The sequence below is a fragment of the Pseudomonas sp. GR 6-02 genome, assembly GCF_001655615.1.
Lineage (GTDB): Bacteria > Pseudomonadota > Gammaproteobacteria > Pseudomonadales > Pseudomonadaceae > Aquipseudomonas.
The window spans coordinates 2,157,897-2,173,597 of record NZ_CP011567.1 but is presented as its reverse complement, the minus strand read 5'-3'; the positions used below and the strand labels follow the sequence as shown (position 1 = coordinate 2,173,597).

The 15,701-nt window shown below is 56.9% G+C and carries 16 protein-coding genes; 8 read left to right on the top strand and 8 right to left on the bottom strand.

Going from position 1 to position 15,701, the window contains the following annotated elements:
* Window positions 1-510 precede the first annotated feature (510 nt).
* Genes PGR6_RS09605 through PGR6_RS30345 form a run of 3 tightly spaced genes read left to right on the top strand, consistent with a single transcriptional unit; the run spans window position 511 to window position 2,362 of the window.
* A complete protein-coding gene (locus PGR6_RS09605; RefSeq protein ID WP_064616939.1) occupies window positions 511-1,767 on the top strand; it encodes a hypothetical protein in 1,257 nt (418 codons plus the stop codon).
* Window positions 1,734-2,126 carry a T6SS effector amidase Tae4 family protein gene (locus PGR6_RS09600; protein WP_018928167.1) on the top strand — a complete coding sequence of 131 codons (393 nt, stop codon included), beginning with the start codon at window positions 1,734-1,736 and terminating at the stop codon, window positions 2,124-2,126. The genes PGR6_RS09605 and PGR6_RS09600 overlap by 34 nt, the downstream gene beginning before the upstream one ends.
* Complete coding sequence (locus PGR6_RS30345; protein WP_064616938.1) at window positions 2,123-2,362, top strand: hypothetical protein; 240 nt, start codon at window positions 2,123-2,125, stop codon at window positions 2,360-2,362. Before PGR6_RS09600 ends, PGR6_RS30345 begins: the two co-directional genes overlap by 4 nt.
* Window positions 2,363-2,400: 38 nt before the next feature.
* Here the strand turns inward: PGR6_RS30345 and mqo are convergent, their stop codons facing one another.
* The 3 genes from mqo to PGR6_RS09580 all read right to left on the bottom strand — a co-directional run bounded on the left by mqo (window position 2,401) and on the right by PGR6_RS09580 (window position 5,716).
* Window positions 2,401-4,041, bottom strand: coding sequence for a malate dehydrogenase (quinone) (gene mqo / locus PGR6_RS09590; RefSeq protein ID WP_064616937.1), 1,641 nt, complete (start codon window positions 4,039-4,041; stop codon window positions 2,401-2,403).
* A 317-nt stretch (window positions 4,042-4,358) separates the two neighbouring features.
* On the bottom strand, window positions 4,359-5,069 hold the full coding sequence (locus tag PGR6_RS09585; protein WP_019649437.1) for a GNAT family N-acetyltransferase: 711 nt from the start codon (window positions 5,067-5,069) through the stop codon (window positions 4,359-4,361).
* Between the two features lie 77 nt (window positions 5,070-5,146).
* Window positions 5,147-5,716 carry a YceI family protein gene (locus PGR6_RS09580; protein ID WP_064616936.1) on the bottom strand — a complete coding sequence of 190 codons (570 nt, stop codon included), beginning with the start codon at window positions 5,714-5,716 and terminating at the stop codon, window positions 5,147-5,149.
* Here PGR6_RS09580 and PGR6_RS09570 point away from each other — a divergent pair.
* The 3 genes from PGR6_RS09570 to PGR6_RS09560 all read left to right on the top strand — a co-directional run bounded on the left by PGR6_RS09570 (window position 5,715) and on the right by PGR6_RS09560 (window position 7,965).
* Window positions 5,715-6,587 (top strand): DUF3885 domain-containing protein, encoded by an 873-nt coding sequence (locus PGR6_RS09570; protein ID WP_237229600.1) that lies wholly within the window; start codon window positions 5,715-5,717, stop codon window positions 6,585-6,587. The genes PGR6_RS09580 and PGR6_RS09570 overlap by 2 nt on opposite strands.
* Before the next feature lie 87 nt (window positions 6,588-6,674).
* The gene (locus PGR6_RS30280; protein ID WP_018928174.1) at window positions 6,675-7,046 is read left to right on the top strand and encodes a hypothetical protein; all 372 of its coding nucleotides are present in this window, start codon (window positions 6,675-6,677) and stop codon (window positions 7,044-7,046) included.
* Window positions 7,047-7,203: 157 nt separating this feature from the next.
* A complete protein-coding gene (locus tag PGR6_RS09560; protein ID WP_018928175.1) occupies window positions 7,204-7,965 on the top strand; it encodes a hypothetical protein in 762 nt (253 codons plus the stop codon).
* Between the two features lie 66 nt (window positions 7,966-8,031).
* Here PGR6_RS09560 and PGR6_RS09555 read toward each other — a convergent pair whose 3' ends face one another.
* Complete coding sequence (locus tag PGR6_RS09555; protein ID WP_064616935.1) at window positions 8,032-9,363, bottom strand: aminotransferase-like domain-containing protein; 1,332 nt, start codon at window positions 9,361-9,363, stop codon at window positions 8,032-8,034.
* Window positions 9,364-9,453: 90 nt separating this feature from the next.
* Between PGR6_RS09555 and PGR6_RS09550 the strand changes: the two genes are divergently transcribed.
* Entirely contained in the window at window positions 9,454-10,350 is an 897-nt protein-coding gene (locus tag PGR6_RS09550) for a DMT family transporter (protein ID WP_064616934.1), read from the top strand.
* Window positions 10,351-10,420: 70 nt separating this feature from the next.
* Here PGR6_RS09550 and PGR6_RS09545 read toward each other — a convergent pair whose 3' ends face one another.
* The 3 genes from PGR6_RS09545 to PGR6_RS09535 form a co-directional block, all read right to left on the bottom strand.
* The gene (locus PGR6_RS09545; protein WP_237229597.1) at window positions 10,421-11,788 is read right to left on the bottom strand and encodes an MBL fold metallo-hydrolase RNA specificity domain-containing protein; all 1,368 of its coding nucleotides are present in this window, start codon (window positions 11,786-11,788) and stop codon (window positions 10,421-10,423) included.
* Window positions 11,789-11,867: 79 nt separating this feature from the next.
* Window positions 11,868-12,803: a universal stress protein gene (locus PGR6_RS09540; RefSeq protein ID WP_064616932.1), complete on the bottom strand. Its 936-nt coding sequence runs from the start codon at window positions 12,801-12,803 to the stop codon at window positions 11,868-11,870.
* A gap of 105 nt (window positions 12,804-12,908) precedes the next feature.
* The gene (locus PGR6_RS09535; protein ID WP_064616931.1) at window positions 12,909-13,829 is read right to left on the bottom strand and encodes a universal stress protein; all 921 of its coding nucleotides are present in this window, start codon (window positions 13,827-13,829) and stop codon (window positions 12,909-12,911) included.
* Between the two features lie 225 nt (window positions 13,830-14,054).
* Here PGR6_RS09535 and PGR6_RS09530 point away from each other — a divergent pair, with 225 nt between their 5' ends.
* Window positions 14,055-14,621 (top strand): GNAT family N-acetyltransferase, encoded by a 567-nt coding sequence (locus PGR6_RS09530; RefSeq protein WP_064616930.1) that lies wholly within the window; start codon window positions 14,055-14,057, stop codon window positions 14,619-14,621.
* A gap of 62 nt (window positions 14,622-14,683) precedes the next feature.
* Here PGR6_RS09530 and PGR6_RS09525 read toward each other — a convergent pair whose 3' ends face one another.
* Complete coding sequence (locus tag PGR6_RS09525; protein ID WP_018928182.1) at window positions 14,684-15,601, bottom strand: universal stress protein; 918 nt, start codon at window positions 15,599-15,601, stop codon at window positions 14,684-14,686.
* Between the last annotated feature and the right edge of the window lie 100 nt (window positions 15,602-15,701).

Genomic DNA, 15,701 nt, shown 5'->3' with positions numbered 1-15,701 from the left:
GGACGATTGCCCGGACTGGCTGGAGAAAGTGTAGTTGGTGATGGGTAGAGATGCTGTTGAAGCCAGAATAATGGGACCGGATTCATCTCTCTGGGGGGGGGCGGACATTCAGTTTGAACACGACTGCCAGTCCTCTGATCCCTTGCCAGGAAAGAATGATCAGAAAGACCAGTGGTGAGCCTTGACTTCATGGCTCCCAGTTATATGCCTGAACTGGTTGAGCACAGGCAGTTGGTGACCGTAGATACCGTCTTGAACTTCACCTACTCCTGCGGATCAATCTGACCCAACAGGATATTGACGTCAAAAAACAGAAGTCGCGCGATTACAGCTCAGGGGTTGGGCGTGAAATATAGGCCTATGATTTATATAGACTTTTAAAAAAGTCGGAATTGGTAGCGCAGAGTTATCTAGAGGCTTCTATTATTTCGTTATCGCCGAATTCGGCCCAATCATTGTTATGCGTCAACGACAACGCAAGCCCTTAATCAATAATTATGGGAGGGTAACATGTCGACAAAAAAAATAACTGCCTTACTCGTGCTGGCTTTTAGCTTTTTCGGAGTGACGAGTTGTGCCAACATAAGAAATTATTCAGAAGTCTCAAGCGAAAGAAACAAGAGCATTGTTCCTGATATTGACTATTATGACCTTGCATACAATGTAGATGTTATTGTGCTTCCTGCAGAAATAAAAACCAAAGAAAATACAGATACAGACAACAACTTTCCAGGTGAATTACAAATTTCAAACTGGGGAAATTCCATCAAGAATGCGACCCAGAAAGAAATTCATAACAGTGATCGCTTTATCGAATTTGGACATTACAGCGGCCGCATTGAAATAAGCACAGAAATATCTTCAGTATCTATAAGCAACGCCCGAGGCGGGACTCGATCGAAATGCAATGTTGTTTACACATATAAAGATTTAGCGGCAGGAAAAATACTCTCCAGGCATGACAGTGCCATTGAATTAATAGCGCCCCCCTCTGCCATACCAAAAACCAGCAATAGCTTTTCTTACAGCCTTGATCAACTGACATATGCTATTGCTCGCGAGGCGATTTCTGGCCTCATTCGATTGTCGCCTGTTGCCGACATCCAGCTAACGCAGAAGCAAGTGAAATTTTATAATTCAAATATCAAAAGAAAACCCAACCAAATTATTAGCTACGTGCCGATTGACAGTCTTATCCACAAGAACAAAAAAGAACTGAACTCTGCTTTTTCAATGGCCAAGAAAACGCAAAAAAATAGCAATAAGTCGACGAAAAAAAACAAGCCAACAGTTAAATTAGACACCGTCTCCGCTCCCGCCGCCCACCCTCTGAAATCTAATAAAGCTAGTGATACACCCACCGCAAACACCGTGACATCGAGTGACAACACTGTCAGTCAGAACTCAAGCCAGGCTGCGACTGAAAACAAGAAAGACGATAGTAATTCAAGCGAAATAGCTAGTTCATCGGAGCGCTTGAAGGATGGGGCCATTAAAAACAATGAGCCCAATGATGACAGCAGTGGATATATAGCCACCCCGGAAAACCATCAACCTCAAATCGATGTATCGGCAGAGCAAGAAAGAGCATTGGATGAATGTTTGAAGAAGGAAAAAGAAAAGTTACAGGGAGCGACTGACAATGCCGCATCACGTACCGGATATACAACCGTGTCGGGACTCTATCAACCTCAAAACAAGATATTAGCAGTGCAAGAAAGAGCAATGGATGAATGTTTGAAGAAGGCAAAGGCAAAGTTACGGTGAGCGACTGGCAATGCTGCTTCACGTACCGGATATACAGCCGCGCCGGGACGGCAGCAGAAGAAATCGCGCAGGCGTTAAGCCAAGCCAAAATACCCGGGCTGCACGCCATCAAAAAGATAAAGCCAAAGGACTTCGAAGATGATCTTGAAGGGCAACAAGGCATCATTTTCTTCAAGGATTTCTGGCGTCGAGGGAACGAGACCTTCGGCAATCGCAGCGGCGATCATATTGATCTATGGAACGGACGTAGACTCACGGACTGGCTGAGCTACCCTCGTATTCAGTTGGGTTTTTCCATTGAGGGCAGTTTCTCCGACTACCACGAGTCGAAGGAAATATGGTTTTGGAAGGTCATATGAAAATTGTTAAAGGGGCATTGTTCGTCGTCCTTGTTGTTGCCCTGGCCGTTGGGGCGTTTAATTTGATATTCGTGACAGTGTCTGGCTACTTTGGGCCGTTCTACGAGAGTGAGGCAGACCAAAGTCGGAACTTTGCAATTTGGCTTTTGGGTAATGCGGGGGTTGGGTTGCTTTCGGTTTTCATGGGTGTCGTTTTGTATCGGCGATATCTTCGCAGACACAAAAAAGCCCACTGACCGTCACCGGTTCAGTGGGCTTTTGACAGGGCCTCTAGTTACAGAGCCATATCCGTCGCAGCATTCTCTTTCACAGCCTTAGGCTTCTCAGCCGGAGCAGCAGGAGCCGCCACCTGACCAATCGCCGGCGGCGGAGTCAGCTCCAGCACCTTGGCGGTGTAAGCCCACTCTTGAGCCACTTTCTCAGGGCTGTTGTTCAGCTGAGTGCCATAGCTTGGCACGATCTGGTGCAGTTTTTCCTGCCAGGCTGGGGTGGCAACCTTGTCCTTGAACACTTTCTGCAGCACGGTCAGCATGATCGGTGCGGCAGTCGATGCGCCTGGCGATGCGCCCAGCAGGCCGGCGATGGTGCCGTCAGCGGAAGCAACGATTTCGGTACCCAGCTTCAGCACGCCACCGGCGGCTTCATCACGCTTGATGATTTGCACGCGCTGGCCGGCTTGCCACAGGCGCCAGTCTTCGGCTTTGGCATTCGGGAAGTATTCTTTCAGGGCATTCATGCGGTCTTCGTCAGACAGCATCAGTTGGCCTGCCAGATACTCGACCAGTGGGTATTCCTTGATGCCGACGCGGGTCATTGGCCACACGTTGTGCGTGGTGGTGGTGCTCAGCAGGTCCAGGTACGAGCCTTCTTTGAGGAACTTGGTGCTGAAGGTCGCGAATGGGCCAAACAGGATGACGCGCTTGCCGTCCAGGACACGGGTGTCCAGGTGCGGAACCGACATTGGCGGTGCGCCAACGGAGGCTTTGCCGTAGGCCTTGGCCAGGTGTTGTTCGGCGATGGCCGGATTATCGGTGACCAGGAACGAGCCGCCAACCGGGAAGCCTGCGTATTCCTGAGCTTCAGGAATGCCGGACTTCTGCAGCAGGTGCAGTGCACCGCCGCCCGCGCCGATGAACACGAACTTGGCGTCGGTTTCGGTTTTGGTGCCGTCTTTCAGGTTTTTGTAGCTGACGCGCCAGCTGCCGTCTGCGTTCTTGGTGATGTCTTGCACTTCGCTAGACAACTTCAAGTCGAACTTCGGCGTGGTTTGCAGGTGCGCGACGAACTGGCGGGTGATCTCGCCAAAGTTCATGTCGTTACCGAGCGGGCTCCAGGTGGCCGCGACTTTCTGGTTCGGGTCACGCCCTTCCATCATCAGCGGAACCCATTTCTTGATCACTGCCGGGTCTTCGGAGTACTGCATGCCGGCGAACAGCGGGCTTGCTTGCAGGGCTTCGTAGCGCTTCTTCAGGAACTTGATGTTGTCATCGCCCCACACAAAGCTCATGTGCGGAGTGGAGTTGATGAACGAACGCGGGTTCTTCAGCACGCCTTGCTGAACTTGCCAGGCCCAGAACTGACGGGAGATCTGGAAGGCTTCGTTGATTTCAACGGCTTTCGTGATCTGAACTTTGCCATTCTCGTCTTCCGGGGTGTAGTTCAACTCGGCCAGGGCGGAGTGACCGGTACCGGCGTTGTTCCAGCCGTTGGAGCTTTCCAGGGCGACGCCATCGAGGCGCTCTACCATTTCCATCGACAAGTCGGGTTCCAGCTCATTGAGCCATACACCCAGCGTTGCACTCATGATGCCGCCGCCAATGAGCAGCACATCGACTTTCTTTGCCTCCGCGTAAGCGGACGTGATCCCCATCGACAAAGCCAGCCCCAGCAGGGCTGTGTTCAGTTTCTTAAACATTTGTAGCACCTATGATAAACGCCATCCGCCTCCAACCTTCATTCATGAGCAACCCAGGTTCACGGGTACGCAGGCAGCGTGCCGCGGGTTTCTGCATTCAGAAAGATTTGAAGGTGGGCACACAAGGCCGACGTGTCTCCATCGACCTCAGTTATATGTCCCTCGTGCACTGACTTCTTATCATTATTGGCTCAGCTACTTGAGCGACATTGATTCTGTCGCACGTCTGTGGACGTACGAACCGAATAAGTCAAACCAAGTTAATGCGACAGAATATCACGCCTCGGCCAGCCTGCGCGCCGAAAGGACTCGACAGTCTAGACGGGACGAGGCCCGCGCTCGGCGTTTTTGCTCAAACGATCCAGCACAAACGCCTTGGCGTTGCGCGTCATTTGGTCGAGATGCCGGTCGCGTTGCTTTTCCGCATCGATCATTGCCCGCTTGCCGTGTTTTTGCAGCAGATACGTATGTATCTGCCGCACCTCCAAAGAACTGTAGATCGAGGTGACATCCAACAGGCCCATCAGGCCTTCAGTGGCGTGATCCCGGGTGTTCATCAGCACCTGAGTGCCGCGCACGCCCAGCACTTGAAAGCCCATCGACTCGAACCAGGGCACTTTGGCGACGGTGCATGTCAACTCGGCATGGGGGTAGCGACCGAGCATATCTTGCAGCATCGCCCGCGCGACACCCTGTCGCCGGTGACTGGCCTGCACCGCCATGTACGCCACGCCGCAGGCCTCGGGATCGTCCTTGACCGGCAGGTACAGCAAAAACCCGATGACCTTCTCGGGATCTTCATCATCCATGGCGACGATCAATTCGACCGCAATGCCTTTGGCGCCGCCGAGCGCTTCCAGGTAGAGATGAACCTCATAGCCCACCGCGTATTGATAGACGTTGTACAACGGGTTGCTCGGCGCGATGCCTACCATGCTGATGTCGGTCAGGTTGTCGACGACCATCTGCAGAATCTGGCTGTTGATGGGCTCCGGGCATGGAGTGGCAAAGTGGGTGAGCTGGGGCATTGCGTTTCTGACTCCGGATCAAGGCTTACTGAACATCAGCCCGGCCATTGTCACAGATCGAGCCCCTCGCAGGAAAATCAACGCTGCGGCGCGACGATGCGGAAGCGGATGTCGATGTCGTTGGAGACCACCGTATCGGCCCACTCCCCCTCCCCGATCTTGAAGTCACTGCGTTTGAGAATGATGTTGCCATCGAAAATCCCGATGGCCTGCTCCGGCTTCAACAGCACCTTCACCTGCAACTCGCGCGTCATACCCCTGAGGTTAAGTTTGCCGGTGATCAGATAGCGTTGATTGCCCAGCGCTTTCACCCGGGTCGATTCAAAGGTCGCCACCGGATAGTCCGCCGTGTTGAACCAGGCAGGCTTTTGCAGCTCGGTATTGGCATCGCTGCTGCCGGCATCGATGCTGGCAAGGTCGATGGTCATCCTGGCGTGGGCCGCCGTGGGGTTTGCCGTGTCGAAATCGAGCGTGGCGTCGAATTTGCCGAAGGTGCCGTACACCCTGGAGCCGAACTGGTTATAGGTGAAGGAGATCTTGCTGGCGGTGGTGTTGACCCGGGTGTATTCAACGGCTTGGGCACAGGGCAAGACGCCGATCGTGAGGATGGCGAGCAATGCGGCTAAACGCGGGAATCGAAGAGACATGGAATTCTCCGGGTGGAATGCCCTTCAGGGATTGAAGTGCAGCACCCGTGTGGCTGCGATAGCTGGACTTAAGCAAATATTCGAGGGTTATTCCAGCCCAGCAGAGCCCCTGCTCCTCAAAAGCCCGGCCCCACGGGTCTTTGGACTCGCCGGAAAGCCCGATGTGCCTAAAGTTGTGCTCTTGGCCGCCGACTCCCTTTTACTAACTCCTCTTACGAAGGACCGTAAAGTAGTGAACCTACAGCGTGAAATTGACGAGGTTTTCGAAAGAAAAGCCTTCGAACGGCCACTGTTCTATTCCTACCCGGGAGGTTTGCGATTCAGCCTTTCCGAAAAGGGAACTGCCATTGAACAGTTTCTCCTGGCGCTTCAAAAAGCACGGTGCATTTGCGGGGACATATTCTCCGAGGAAGGATCGCTCGTTGTCTGTCTTCGTGTTCGTTCCGGAGCAAATCCATTTGCACACCGACCTGTTCTAGCGGAGCTTCGGGCGGCCGGTATCAAGATCCCCTCGAATCATTCCCGATGGCTTAACCCCATTCATCCGGACAATTGGTTTAATGAACATGAAGAAGAGCATTGGGCAAATGTCGCCTTTCATGCCCTATTGTCGCTACTTCAGAACTTTCTATGGTGTGCATTGGCGAAGGACATTGGAGACATTCGGCCCCGCCCGTTTTGTGACATCTACTTTTTCAACCTGAACCTGCAGGTTATGGCATTTCCCTACGATGATCGCGGCATGGATGTCGTCGGACCGAACAGGACTGCCCTGGCGCAGCTGTATCAGAAACATCAGCGTTTTTTACTAACCCATGATCGACCAGTGATGGATGAGGTATTCGGAGTCCAGGAACCCCATTGTAGATAACGCTGACAACGACGCCTGGACTCCAAAAAATTTGGGCTCGATGGGGCGTGAAACAACCCGAACTGCTCTTCGATAAAGGAAAGTGCAATGCCACCGTTGATATGGGACCCGTTTGACCTTTTCAACGTACTTGGGGTTGCTCCTTCTGAAGGAGAGTCCGGGATCTCGCACCAGTACATCGTCGAACAGGGCGCTGTCAGACTGCAATTGACCATTTGGCAATTTGATTGCGATGTTGAAGTCCAGCTGTGGGCGGCTCCGCTACCAAACCCAATAGTGCGGTACTCAATGCTCGATTGCCCGGGTATACGCGTCGTTAACGATAAACGTGGTCGTTTTTTAGAGTTCGCTGCGTCTAATACCTTCTCGGGTCGCTACGACGGCTATTCAGTCATTCCTTATGGTTTAAGACTCTGGATTGATCCGCAAATTTTTCTTGAGCCATTCACCTACTCGTGATTGGTGCTCCCACGTCTTTACCCAGCCTGCCATTACTGGATAATGGCCCCCTGCCACAACCAGGCTCTGACCTTGATTTCTCAAGGTTTTATATTGCTACAGCCTGACAGTCACCTTCAAGGACGGACGATCGGCTACGGAACAAGGAATCAGCACCGTGATATCCCAGCAAGACTCAGCAATACCGCTTACCCGCACTCAGAAATTCACCTCGTTGATCACCCGCGGCATGGCAGGCCTCAGCGTCGTGCTGGGCGCCATGTGGGCGTTAATCACCTATGCCGTGCCGGACCCGAGCGTGTTCGGTTTCAGCTTCATCAGCTGGAAAAACGTGGTCCTGCTGGTGAGTGCATTTATATTTCTGGGAGCCGTTTCAATTGGCTGGCAGATTCGTAATTTCACGCCGATGCTCCGCGGCGCGTTGCAGTTTTTCATGATCGCCGGCTTGTCTTTCGGCTTCTTCATCCTAGGCACCGAATACGCCAAGCCCTCTTTCGAGTTCGCCAAACTGCAAGCCAAAATAGTCGAAAACGAAGGCAACAACCTGCTCGGCAAACGCATGGAAGTGCTGGATAACATTCGCATCGAACTGGAGGGTTGCGAGAACATCGGCCGTCTGCCCACCTGCACTTTTGAACTGACCAATCTGAACGTAGACCGCAGCTTTCGCTTCGACGACGGCACCCGGCTATTCGACGAGTCTGGCGGTCCACTGAAGTTCGAGTCGATCCGGGTGGGCCAGGTCGAGGACAACGCCTGGCTGCGCTTTCAGCTGATTCGCAACGTACCTACACGCGTTACGCTGATCTTCCAGCAGAGCAACAGCAAACTCAGCAAAACACCAGCGATCAAGTTGGTGTTTCGAGATGGGAATGATGAGACGCTTACCGTCAAATTCAGTGAGATTGTAATGCGCTAGTTGTTGGAATAAAGGCTCTCTACCGACCACTACGGCGTAGGCACATACTGTTCGGTAATAACGAGACTATGTATAAGCCCCAACCACCCACTTCACTTTCTCCAGCGCCTCCCTGAGCGCCCCCATCTCCACGGAGCCCAGCGCCAGGCGAAACGCATGTGGAACGTTGGCCGATGTGGCAAACGGTTCGGCGGTTGAAACCGAGACGTTTTCCCGCATCAACGCCATGGCGATCTGGTCGGCCCGTGCGTCTTCCGACAATGGCAGCCAAAGAAAATACGACGAGGGGTGGCGAATACAGCGCAGCCCCGCCAGTACCTCGCCGGCCACGATTTGCCGGGCCTGCGCGTCCCGGCGCTTTTCGGCTTCCAGTTGCATGACGGTGCCGTCGTCAAGCCAGGTGGTGGCAATCGCCGTCATCACACCCGGGGTATTCCAGGTGGTCGCTTTGATTGTGCGCTCCAGCGCGGGCACGTTCTGCAGGGGGGCGGCGACGAAGCCGACGCGCAGTCCGGTGGCCACGCTTTTGGAGAGCCCTGACACATAAATCGTCCTCTCGGGGGCGAGTACCGCCAGCGGTGCGGGCGGATTCTCCGCGAGAAAGGCGTAAGCGGCGTCTTCAATGATCAGCAGCCCATGCTGGCGCGCAATCGTCACCAGGTGTTCCCGTTGCTCGGCACTCATCACCCAGCCCAACGGATTGTGCAGGGTCGGCATCGTGTACACGGCCCGCACGCGTCGATGCCGGCACAGGCTTTCCAGCGCTTGCAGATCAGGCCCGTGATCGAGCACCGGAATGGGCACAATTTCAAGGTGCAGCGTGTCGGCCAGGGCCTTGAACCCCGGGTAGGTCAACGCGTCCGCGGCAATCACGTCACCGGGTTGCAACAGCGCCATCATCGTCACCGCCAGCCCTTGCTGGGCGCCGGTGACGATCAGCACTTGCTCAGCCTCGACCGTCAGCCCTCGAACGCGCAGATGGCGCGCCACGGCGGCGCGCTCATGGGGTCGCCCGGCGTGTGGCTGGTAGCGCAGCAACGCTTCCAGATCACCTGCCGAGGCGAGCTGACGCAGGGCATTGCGCAACAATTCGGCCTGCCCGGGAAGCGCCGGATAGTTGAAGTTCAGGTCGGTCATGCCGGCGGCAACGCTGTGTTGATCGATAGCCTGGTTGGGCGACCATGAGGTTTCCCTGACGAACGTCCCCCGCCCCGTCTCCCCGCTGACCAGGCCCATGGCTTCCAGCTCCGCATAGACCCGGCTTGCCGTCACCAGGGCCAGGCCTTCCGTGGTCGCCAACTGACGGTGAGTCGGCAAGCGTGTGCCCGGCAACAGGCGCCCTGAGCGAATATCCGCGGCAAACGTATCCACCAGTGATTTGTAGCGGGAACGAGGCATGAGCAGATGTATCCATGACAATATTTTGATTGTATTGAGTTTCGTCCATACGATGCCTTCCATGCAACCTGAGCATGAAGGGGATCCAGAATGGAACGCACATCGAACCTGCAACAGCACACCACGGAAAAGACCGCGAGCGGATGGCTCAACGGGTTCATCGGCGTGCTCATCTTCAGCGGCTCGCTGCCGGCGACACGGGTGGCCGTTCTACAGTTCGACCCGGTCTTCCTGACGGTCGCCCGGGCCAGTATCGCTGCCCTTGTGGCGCTGTGCTTGCTGTTGCTGTTCAAGGAAAAACGCCCGGCCAGGCATCAGCTGCTCTCCCTGGCCATCGTGGCCCTGGGCGTTGTATTAGGGTTTCCGCTGTTGACCGCACTGGCGCTGCAATATGTAACGTCTGCGCACTCCATCGTCTTCGTTGGCCTGTTGCCGCTCGCCACCGCAGCGTTCGGGGTCTGGCGCGGCGGCGAGCGGCCCCGGCCGGTGTTCTGGTTCTTCTCGGTGCTGGGCAGCCTGCTGGTGGTGGGGTTTGCCGTCTCCCAAGGCCTGACGGCCTCTCCTGCGGGGGACGTTCTGATGTTGCTGGCGATCCTGGCGTGCGGGTTGGGCTATGCCGAAGGTGCGAAGCTTTCCAAGACTCTGGGAGGCTGGCAGGTGATTTCCTGGGCGCTGGTGCTGTCGCTGCCCGTCATGGCGCCGCTGACCTGGTTGCTGGCCCCGCCTTCGCTCTCGGCAATTACCCCGCCTGCGTGGTTGAGCCTGGCTTACGTGTCGCTGTTCAGCATGTTGATTGGCTTTGTGTTCTGGTACCGCGGGCTGGCTCAGGGCGGGATTGCCGCCGTCGGCCAGCTTCAGTTGCTGCAGCCGTTTTTTGGCCTGGCACTGGCGGCCACGTTGCTGCACGAGCAGGTCAGCGTTGCCATGCTGGGGGTGACCGTGGCGGTGATTCTTTGCGTGGCCGGGGCACGAAAGTTCTCGAAATAGACGGCTCGCGTGGCGAAACAAATCGGCCAGGGGCTTTTTTTAGAGCCCCTTTTCTATAGTGGCCAGAGCACTAAAGAGACCCCGTCAGGTCCACGCTGTCGCGGTACTCCGGCACCGAGACCGACCAGCCCAGCTCCAGGCTGATTCGCCGGCGCAACACATCCGAAGCATTGGGTTCGCCATGTACCACATAGGTGTGTTTCGGCGGCCGCTTGAAGCCGCGCAACCACAGCATGATTTCATCGCAGTCGGCGTGTGCGGACAGGGTTTCCATCGGCACCACTTCGGCGCGGATCGGCACGTCTTTGCCGTGAATACGTACCGACGGGGCGCCTGCGATGATCTGCGCGCCGCGGGTGCCGCCCGCCTGAAAGCCCGGCACCAGCAGCGTATTGAGCGGGTTGGGCGCCAGCGCCTTGAGGTGGTGCAGCACCCGCCCGCCAGTGGCCATGCCGCTGGCGGCGATGATCACCGCGGGTGTGCGCTGCTGGTCCAGCTCGATGGAATCTCTGGTTGAGCGCACAAAACGCGTGACACGGCACATGCCTTCGCACTCTTCCAGGGACAACCGGTGTTCACTGCGAAAGCGCTGGTACAAGCGTGTGACGTCGGTGGCCATGGGGCTGTTGAGGTAGATCGGCAGGTCGGGAATCGCGCGTTTTTGTTGCAAGCGATACAGGTGATACATCAGCAACTGCGCGCGACCGACCGCGAACGATGGCACCAGCGTGATGCCGTGGCGCAGCGCGGTACGGGTGATGACCTCGGCCAGTTGATCCTCCGGGGGCTCGTCGGGATGCCGACGGTCACCATAGGTCGACTCCACCAGCAGATAATCGGCCTGCTCGATCGTCTCCGGGGCAAACATCAATGGATCGTTCGGCCGCCCCAGATCCCCGGAGAGCACCAGGGTCATGCCATCGGCGACGACTTCCACGGTCGCTGCGCCCAGAATATGCCCGGCACCGCGCAACAGAATGCTCATCCCCGGGACAATGTCGACCCGGTGGTGCAACTGCACCGGCCGCAGCAATTTCAATGCCCGCTCGGCGTCTTGCTCGGTGTACAGCGGCAAGGCCGGAGAGTGTTTGGAGAAGCCATGGCGATTGGCGAACTCGGCCTCTTCTTCCTGCAAGCGGCCGCTGTCGCACAGCAGGATTTTCACCAATTCACAGGTGGCTGGCGTGGCATATACAGGGCCACGATAACCATTGCGTACCAATACCGGCAGGTAGCCGCTGTGATCCAGATGAGCGTGGGTCAGCACAATGGCTTCGAGGTCGCGAACCGGCAACTGGAACGGGTCCCAGTTGTGCAAGCGCAGTTGTTTATAGCCCTGGAACAGACCGCAATCGATCAGCACATGCTGGTCGCGATGTTCCAGCAAATACTTGCTACCCGTGACCGTGCCCGCAGCACCGAGAAATGTCATTCGCATGGCCGTTTCCTTGAGCATTCATGGAGCACTATTGATCGCTCCTTTGCGCTTGTGGGCAGTTGATTTTTATCAATCGAGGTCACACTGGTTCATCTTCTCTGTCGAGCCGGGGCAATGGCTTGATGATCGTCAGGCTGCAAGGCGACCGGTTCAATACGCTTTCCGCCGTACTGCCGATGAACATATCGATCCCGCGATGGTAGGTCGTTCCCAGCACCACCATGTCGAAGGCATGTTGTTGCGCGAAATGGGCAATGACCTTGGGAGGGATGCCAGGCAGCAGATGGCGCCGTTGTTTCTCGACTCCGTAGCGGTCGGCAAGCGCCTCAAAGGCCTCCAGCTGAGCATCGCTGACCGCGTCTCTCAAACTGCCGCCCAGTGTCGCGGTCGGCACGTTCATTTCAGCCTCGCCCAGCTCCGACCAGCCGCTGACATTGAGCAGGTGCAAGGTGGCGCCGCAAGATTCGGCCAGGCTCGAAGCCAGGTCGAGAATCCGGTCATTGAGCCCCTGGGTCAGTTCCTCCAGATGGGACAAGTCGATGGTCGCCAGTATGCTCAACGGCTTGGGATTTGTGGCATCGATGACCAGGTGCAAGGGCGCCGGACAGTCGCGCAGCAACTGCCAGTCCAGGGGCCGATGGAAGGCGCGATCGAGCGCTGATACGCGGTGGGTGTCCTTGATCACCAGGTCTGCATGGAAGTCATTCACGTACTCCAGCAGATGCGCCAGGGTCGGTCTGGCCCACACCACTTCAGTGCTCACTTGCACGCCTTCGCGTCGTTGAAACCGGGCTTGCTGCTCCAGCCATTGACGATGTACCTGCAAGTAACCTTCCCGCGCCTGGGCCATGGCGTCGTGATCAAACAGGCCGGCCGCCGCCAGCGCCTGGACATAATCGAAAGCGACAATGTGCAGCATCGCACCGGTTGCACAGGCCAGGGCCCGCGCCCGATCGAACGCCGGGGTGCGGACCATTTCGGTCGGGGCAATCAATAGCAAACGTTGAATTTTCACCCTCACCCACCTCATCTGGATAGCTTCAGGTTGTGGCTCAAGTATCGGGGGGCTCTCGCCAGGCGGCTCTGATTTTTATCAACTAATGGCCGGCCAGCGATCGGCTTACCGCGCGACGCTCGAACCCGGCTGCCTGACCGCCAGAATGCTGCCCGGTACCGAGTACAACGCCCGCTCGGTGTTGCTGCCAATCAACCGGTCGATCCCCACGCGATGCACCGTGCCCATCACCACCACATCCGCCAGGTATTGCTCGACAAACTCGCTGATCACCGGCACCGGCAGGCCCATGACAAAGTGCCGACGCTCGGGAGGAACGCCGTAGCGATCCGCCAGGGTGATAAACGCCCGGTGCAGGGATTCGCGCAACTCCTCGACGAAGTCCATGCCCCAGCCACCGGCGATCAGCGGCGCATCGCCATTGAACGCCGGCGACAAGTCGTAGGCGTACAGCAGGTGCAGCGGTGCATCGCATTGCAGCGCCAGTGCGTTGGCCGTCTGGATGATGGTGTCGTTCAGGCCACTGATTTGCGTCTCCGGATCGAACGGGTCCACGGCGGCCACGACCCGGTGCGGCAACCCGTAACGGACCTGATTGACCAGGTGCACGGGGATCGTGCATTCGCGCAGCAGATGGCAATCGAGCGGAGTGATGAACACCCGTTTGAGCGCCGGTTCCAGGGTGACATCCTTGATCAGCAGGTCGGGCTTGAGGTCTTCGATTGTCTTCAAAATATCCAGCAGCGGATGGGTGGTGAAGACCGCTTCAACCGTTACGTCCACGCCCTGCCCGCTGAGCCGCTCGACCTCGTCGGCCACCCAACGATGACAGTGGCGCAAATAACGCTGATACCCCGCCTCGTCGATTTTTTCTTCCCATAAATGAACAATCGGTGCCGGATCGACAAAGGCCCGCACATCCAGCGCGGCCCCGCTCGCCTTGGCCAGCGCGACGGCCCGGAGCAAGGCAGGAGACTGATGCAGGGTCCGGTCGGCGATCAGTAACAAACGTTGATATTGCCCCATCTCACACCTCCGCTCGAAACCGGTCCCTTACCCGCCGGCATGGGCCAAGACTGCGCTCGTTGCCCCCTCCCCGAGGTTGATTTACATCAAATACCCGCAAATGAACGCCCTCGTGACGGGTGTCTGATCCAGATCAGATTCAAGGGCTGCCAGTGGCGTAGAAAGGAATCAACCGCGTGATGGGTGAATACGCACCGACCTTTCAAACAAGATGGAGGATCATCCATGCTCACTGTCAAAGACCATAATGATCGGGCCGCGGCCGCCTATGCCGCAGTCCCCGGAAAATACTGGATCGAAGCGCTCAAGGACGGCCGCCATGTGCTGATCCGGCCACTGCTGGAAAAGGACCGCGAACTTGAATACGCCTTCATCAAGCGCCTGTCGCCCGAGTCCCGGCACATGCGTTTTCTCGCGCAGATCAACGAGCCCGGTGCCGCCATGCTCGATCAGTTGATGGACACCGATAACAAACAGCGCATGGCTTACATCGCGCTGGTTCACGAAAACGGCAAATTGATCGAAATCGGCATCAGCCGCTACGCCGCCACGTCGGAACATGAGTGTGAGTGCGCGGTGACAGTCGCCGATGAATGGCAGCATCTGGGCCTCGGCACCGCCTTGATGGAGCATCTGATCAAGGCCGCCCGCAGAAACGGTTTTAATCAGATGTATTCGATCGATGCCGCAAGCAATACCCCCATGCGCGACCTGGCCAAAGCCTTGGGTTTCGAGCGGCACAATGACCCCAACGACAGCCGTCAGGTCATCCATCGTCTGTATATGTCATAAAAGCCGATTGCCCCACGACGTACCGGCCAACGGTCCGCCGTGGGGCAAGTCTACGTTCAGGGTTACAACGACCTGTCGGGTTTGATCGCCAGCACACTGCAAGGGGCCCGGTGCAAGAGCTGTTCGGCAGTGGTCCCCAATAGCTTGTTCAACCCCGAGTGCTGCACCGTCCCCATCACAATGACATCGGTGTGATGGTCCTCAACGAACTTGCAAATACTCGGCACTGGCGCACCTTCGATGAAGTGCCGACGCTGCGACGGCACGCCGTGACGCTCGGCCAGTGCCGTGAACGCCTGGTGTTGCGCCGTGCCCATGGCTTCGTAAAGACCGGAAGCCAACGGGAGTGCGCCAACGCCCATGTCCAGGGCATACACGGCTGTCCAGTCATACGCATGCACCAACTCGATCTGCGCCTCACACTGTTCAGCCAGCTTGGTGGCGGCGTCGATAATCTGGTCATTGAACACCAGGTCCTGCTCTTCGCTGCGCAGCACATCGACGATGGCCAGCACGTTACGTGGCCGCGCGTTCCGGGCGTTGGTCACCAGATGCACCGGCACCGGGCAATCGCGCAACAACTGCCAGTCCAGCGGGGTGAAAAATACCCGTTTCAACGCCGACTCTTCCTGGGCGTCCTTGATGATCAGACTCAGCGACATCTCGTTGACGAATTGCAGGATCTCCTCGTAAGGGTGCTGTACCCACACCACCTCGCTGGTGACCTCGACGCCGTGCTTGCTTATCAAATGGGCTTGCTCGGCAAGCCATTGCCGATGGGTTTGCAAATAGCCTTCCCGGGCCTGGGCAATTTGCTCGGGGGCGAACAGGCCGGCGACGGCCAAGGCCTGCAAGTAATCGAATGCCACGATGTGCAGCGGCGATTGCATCGCGCGGGCCAACGCGGCGGCCCGGTCGAACGCCGGAGTACGGGTCATGGAATGGGGGGCGATCAACAGTAAACGCTGAGTCTGCGACATGGGACACCTCGGCACGCGGCCATCTCGATGCAATGAGTAGAACCCTAGAGTGATCGCGGCAGATTCGGGCGACTTGATCTTTATCAGCTACAGCGCTCGG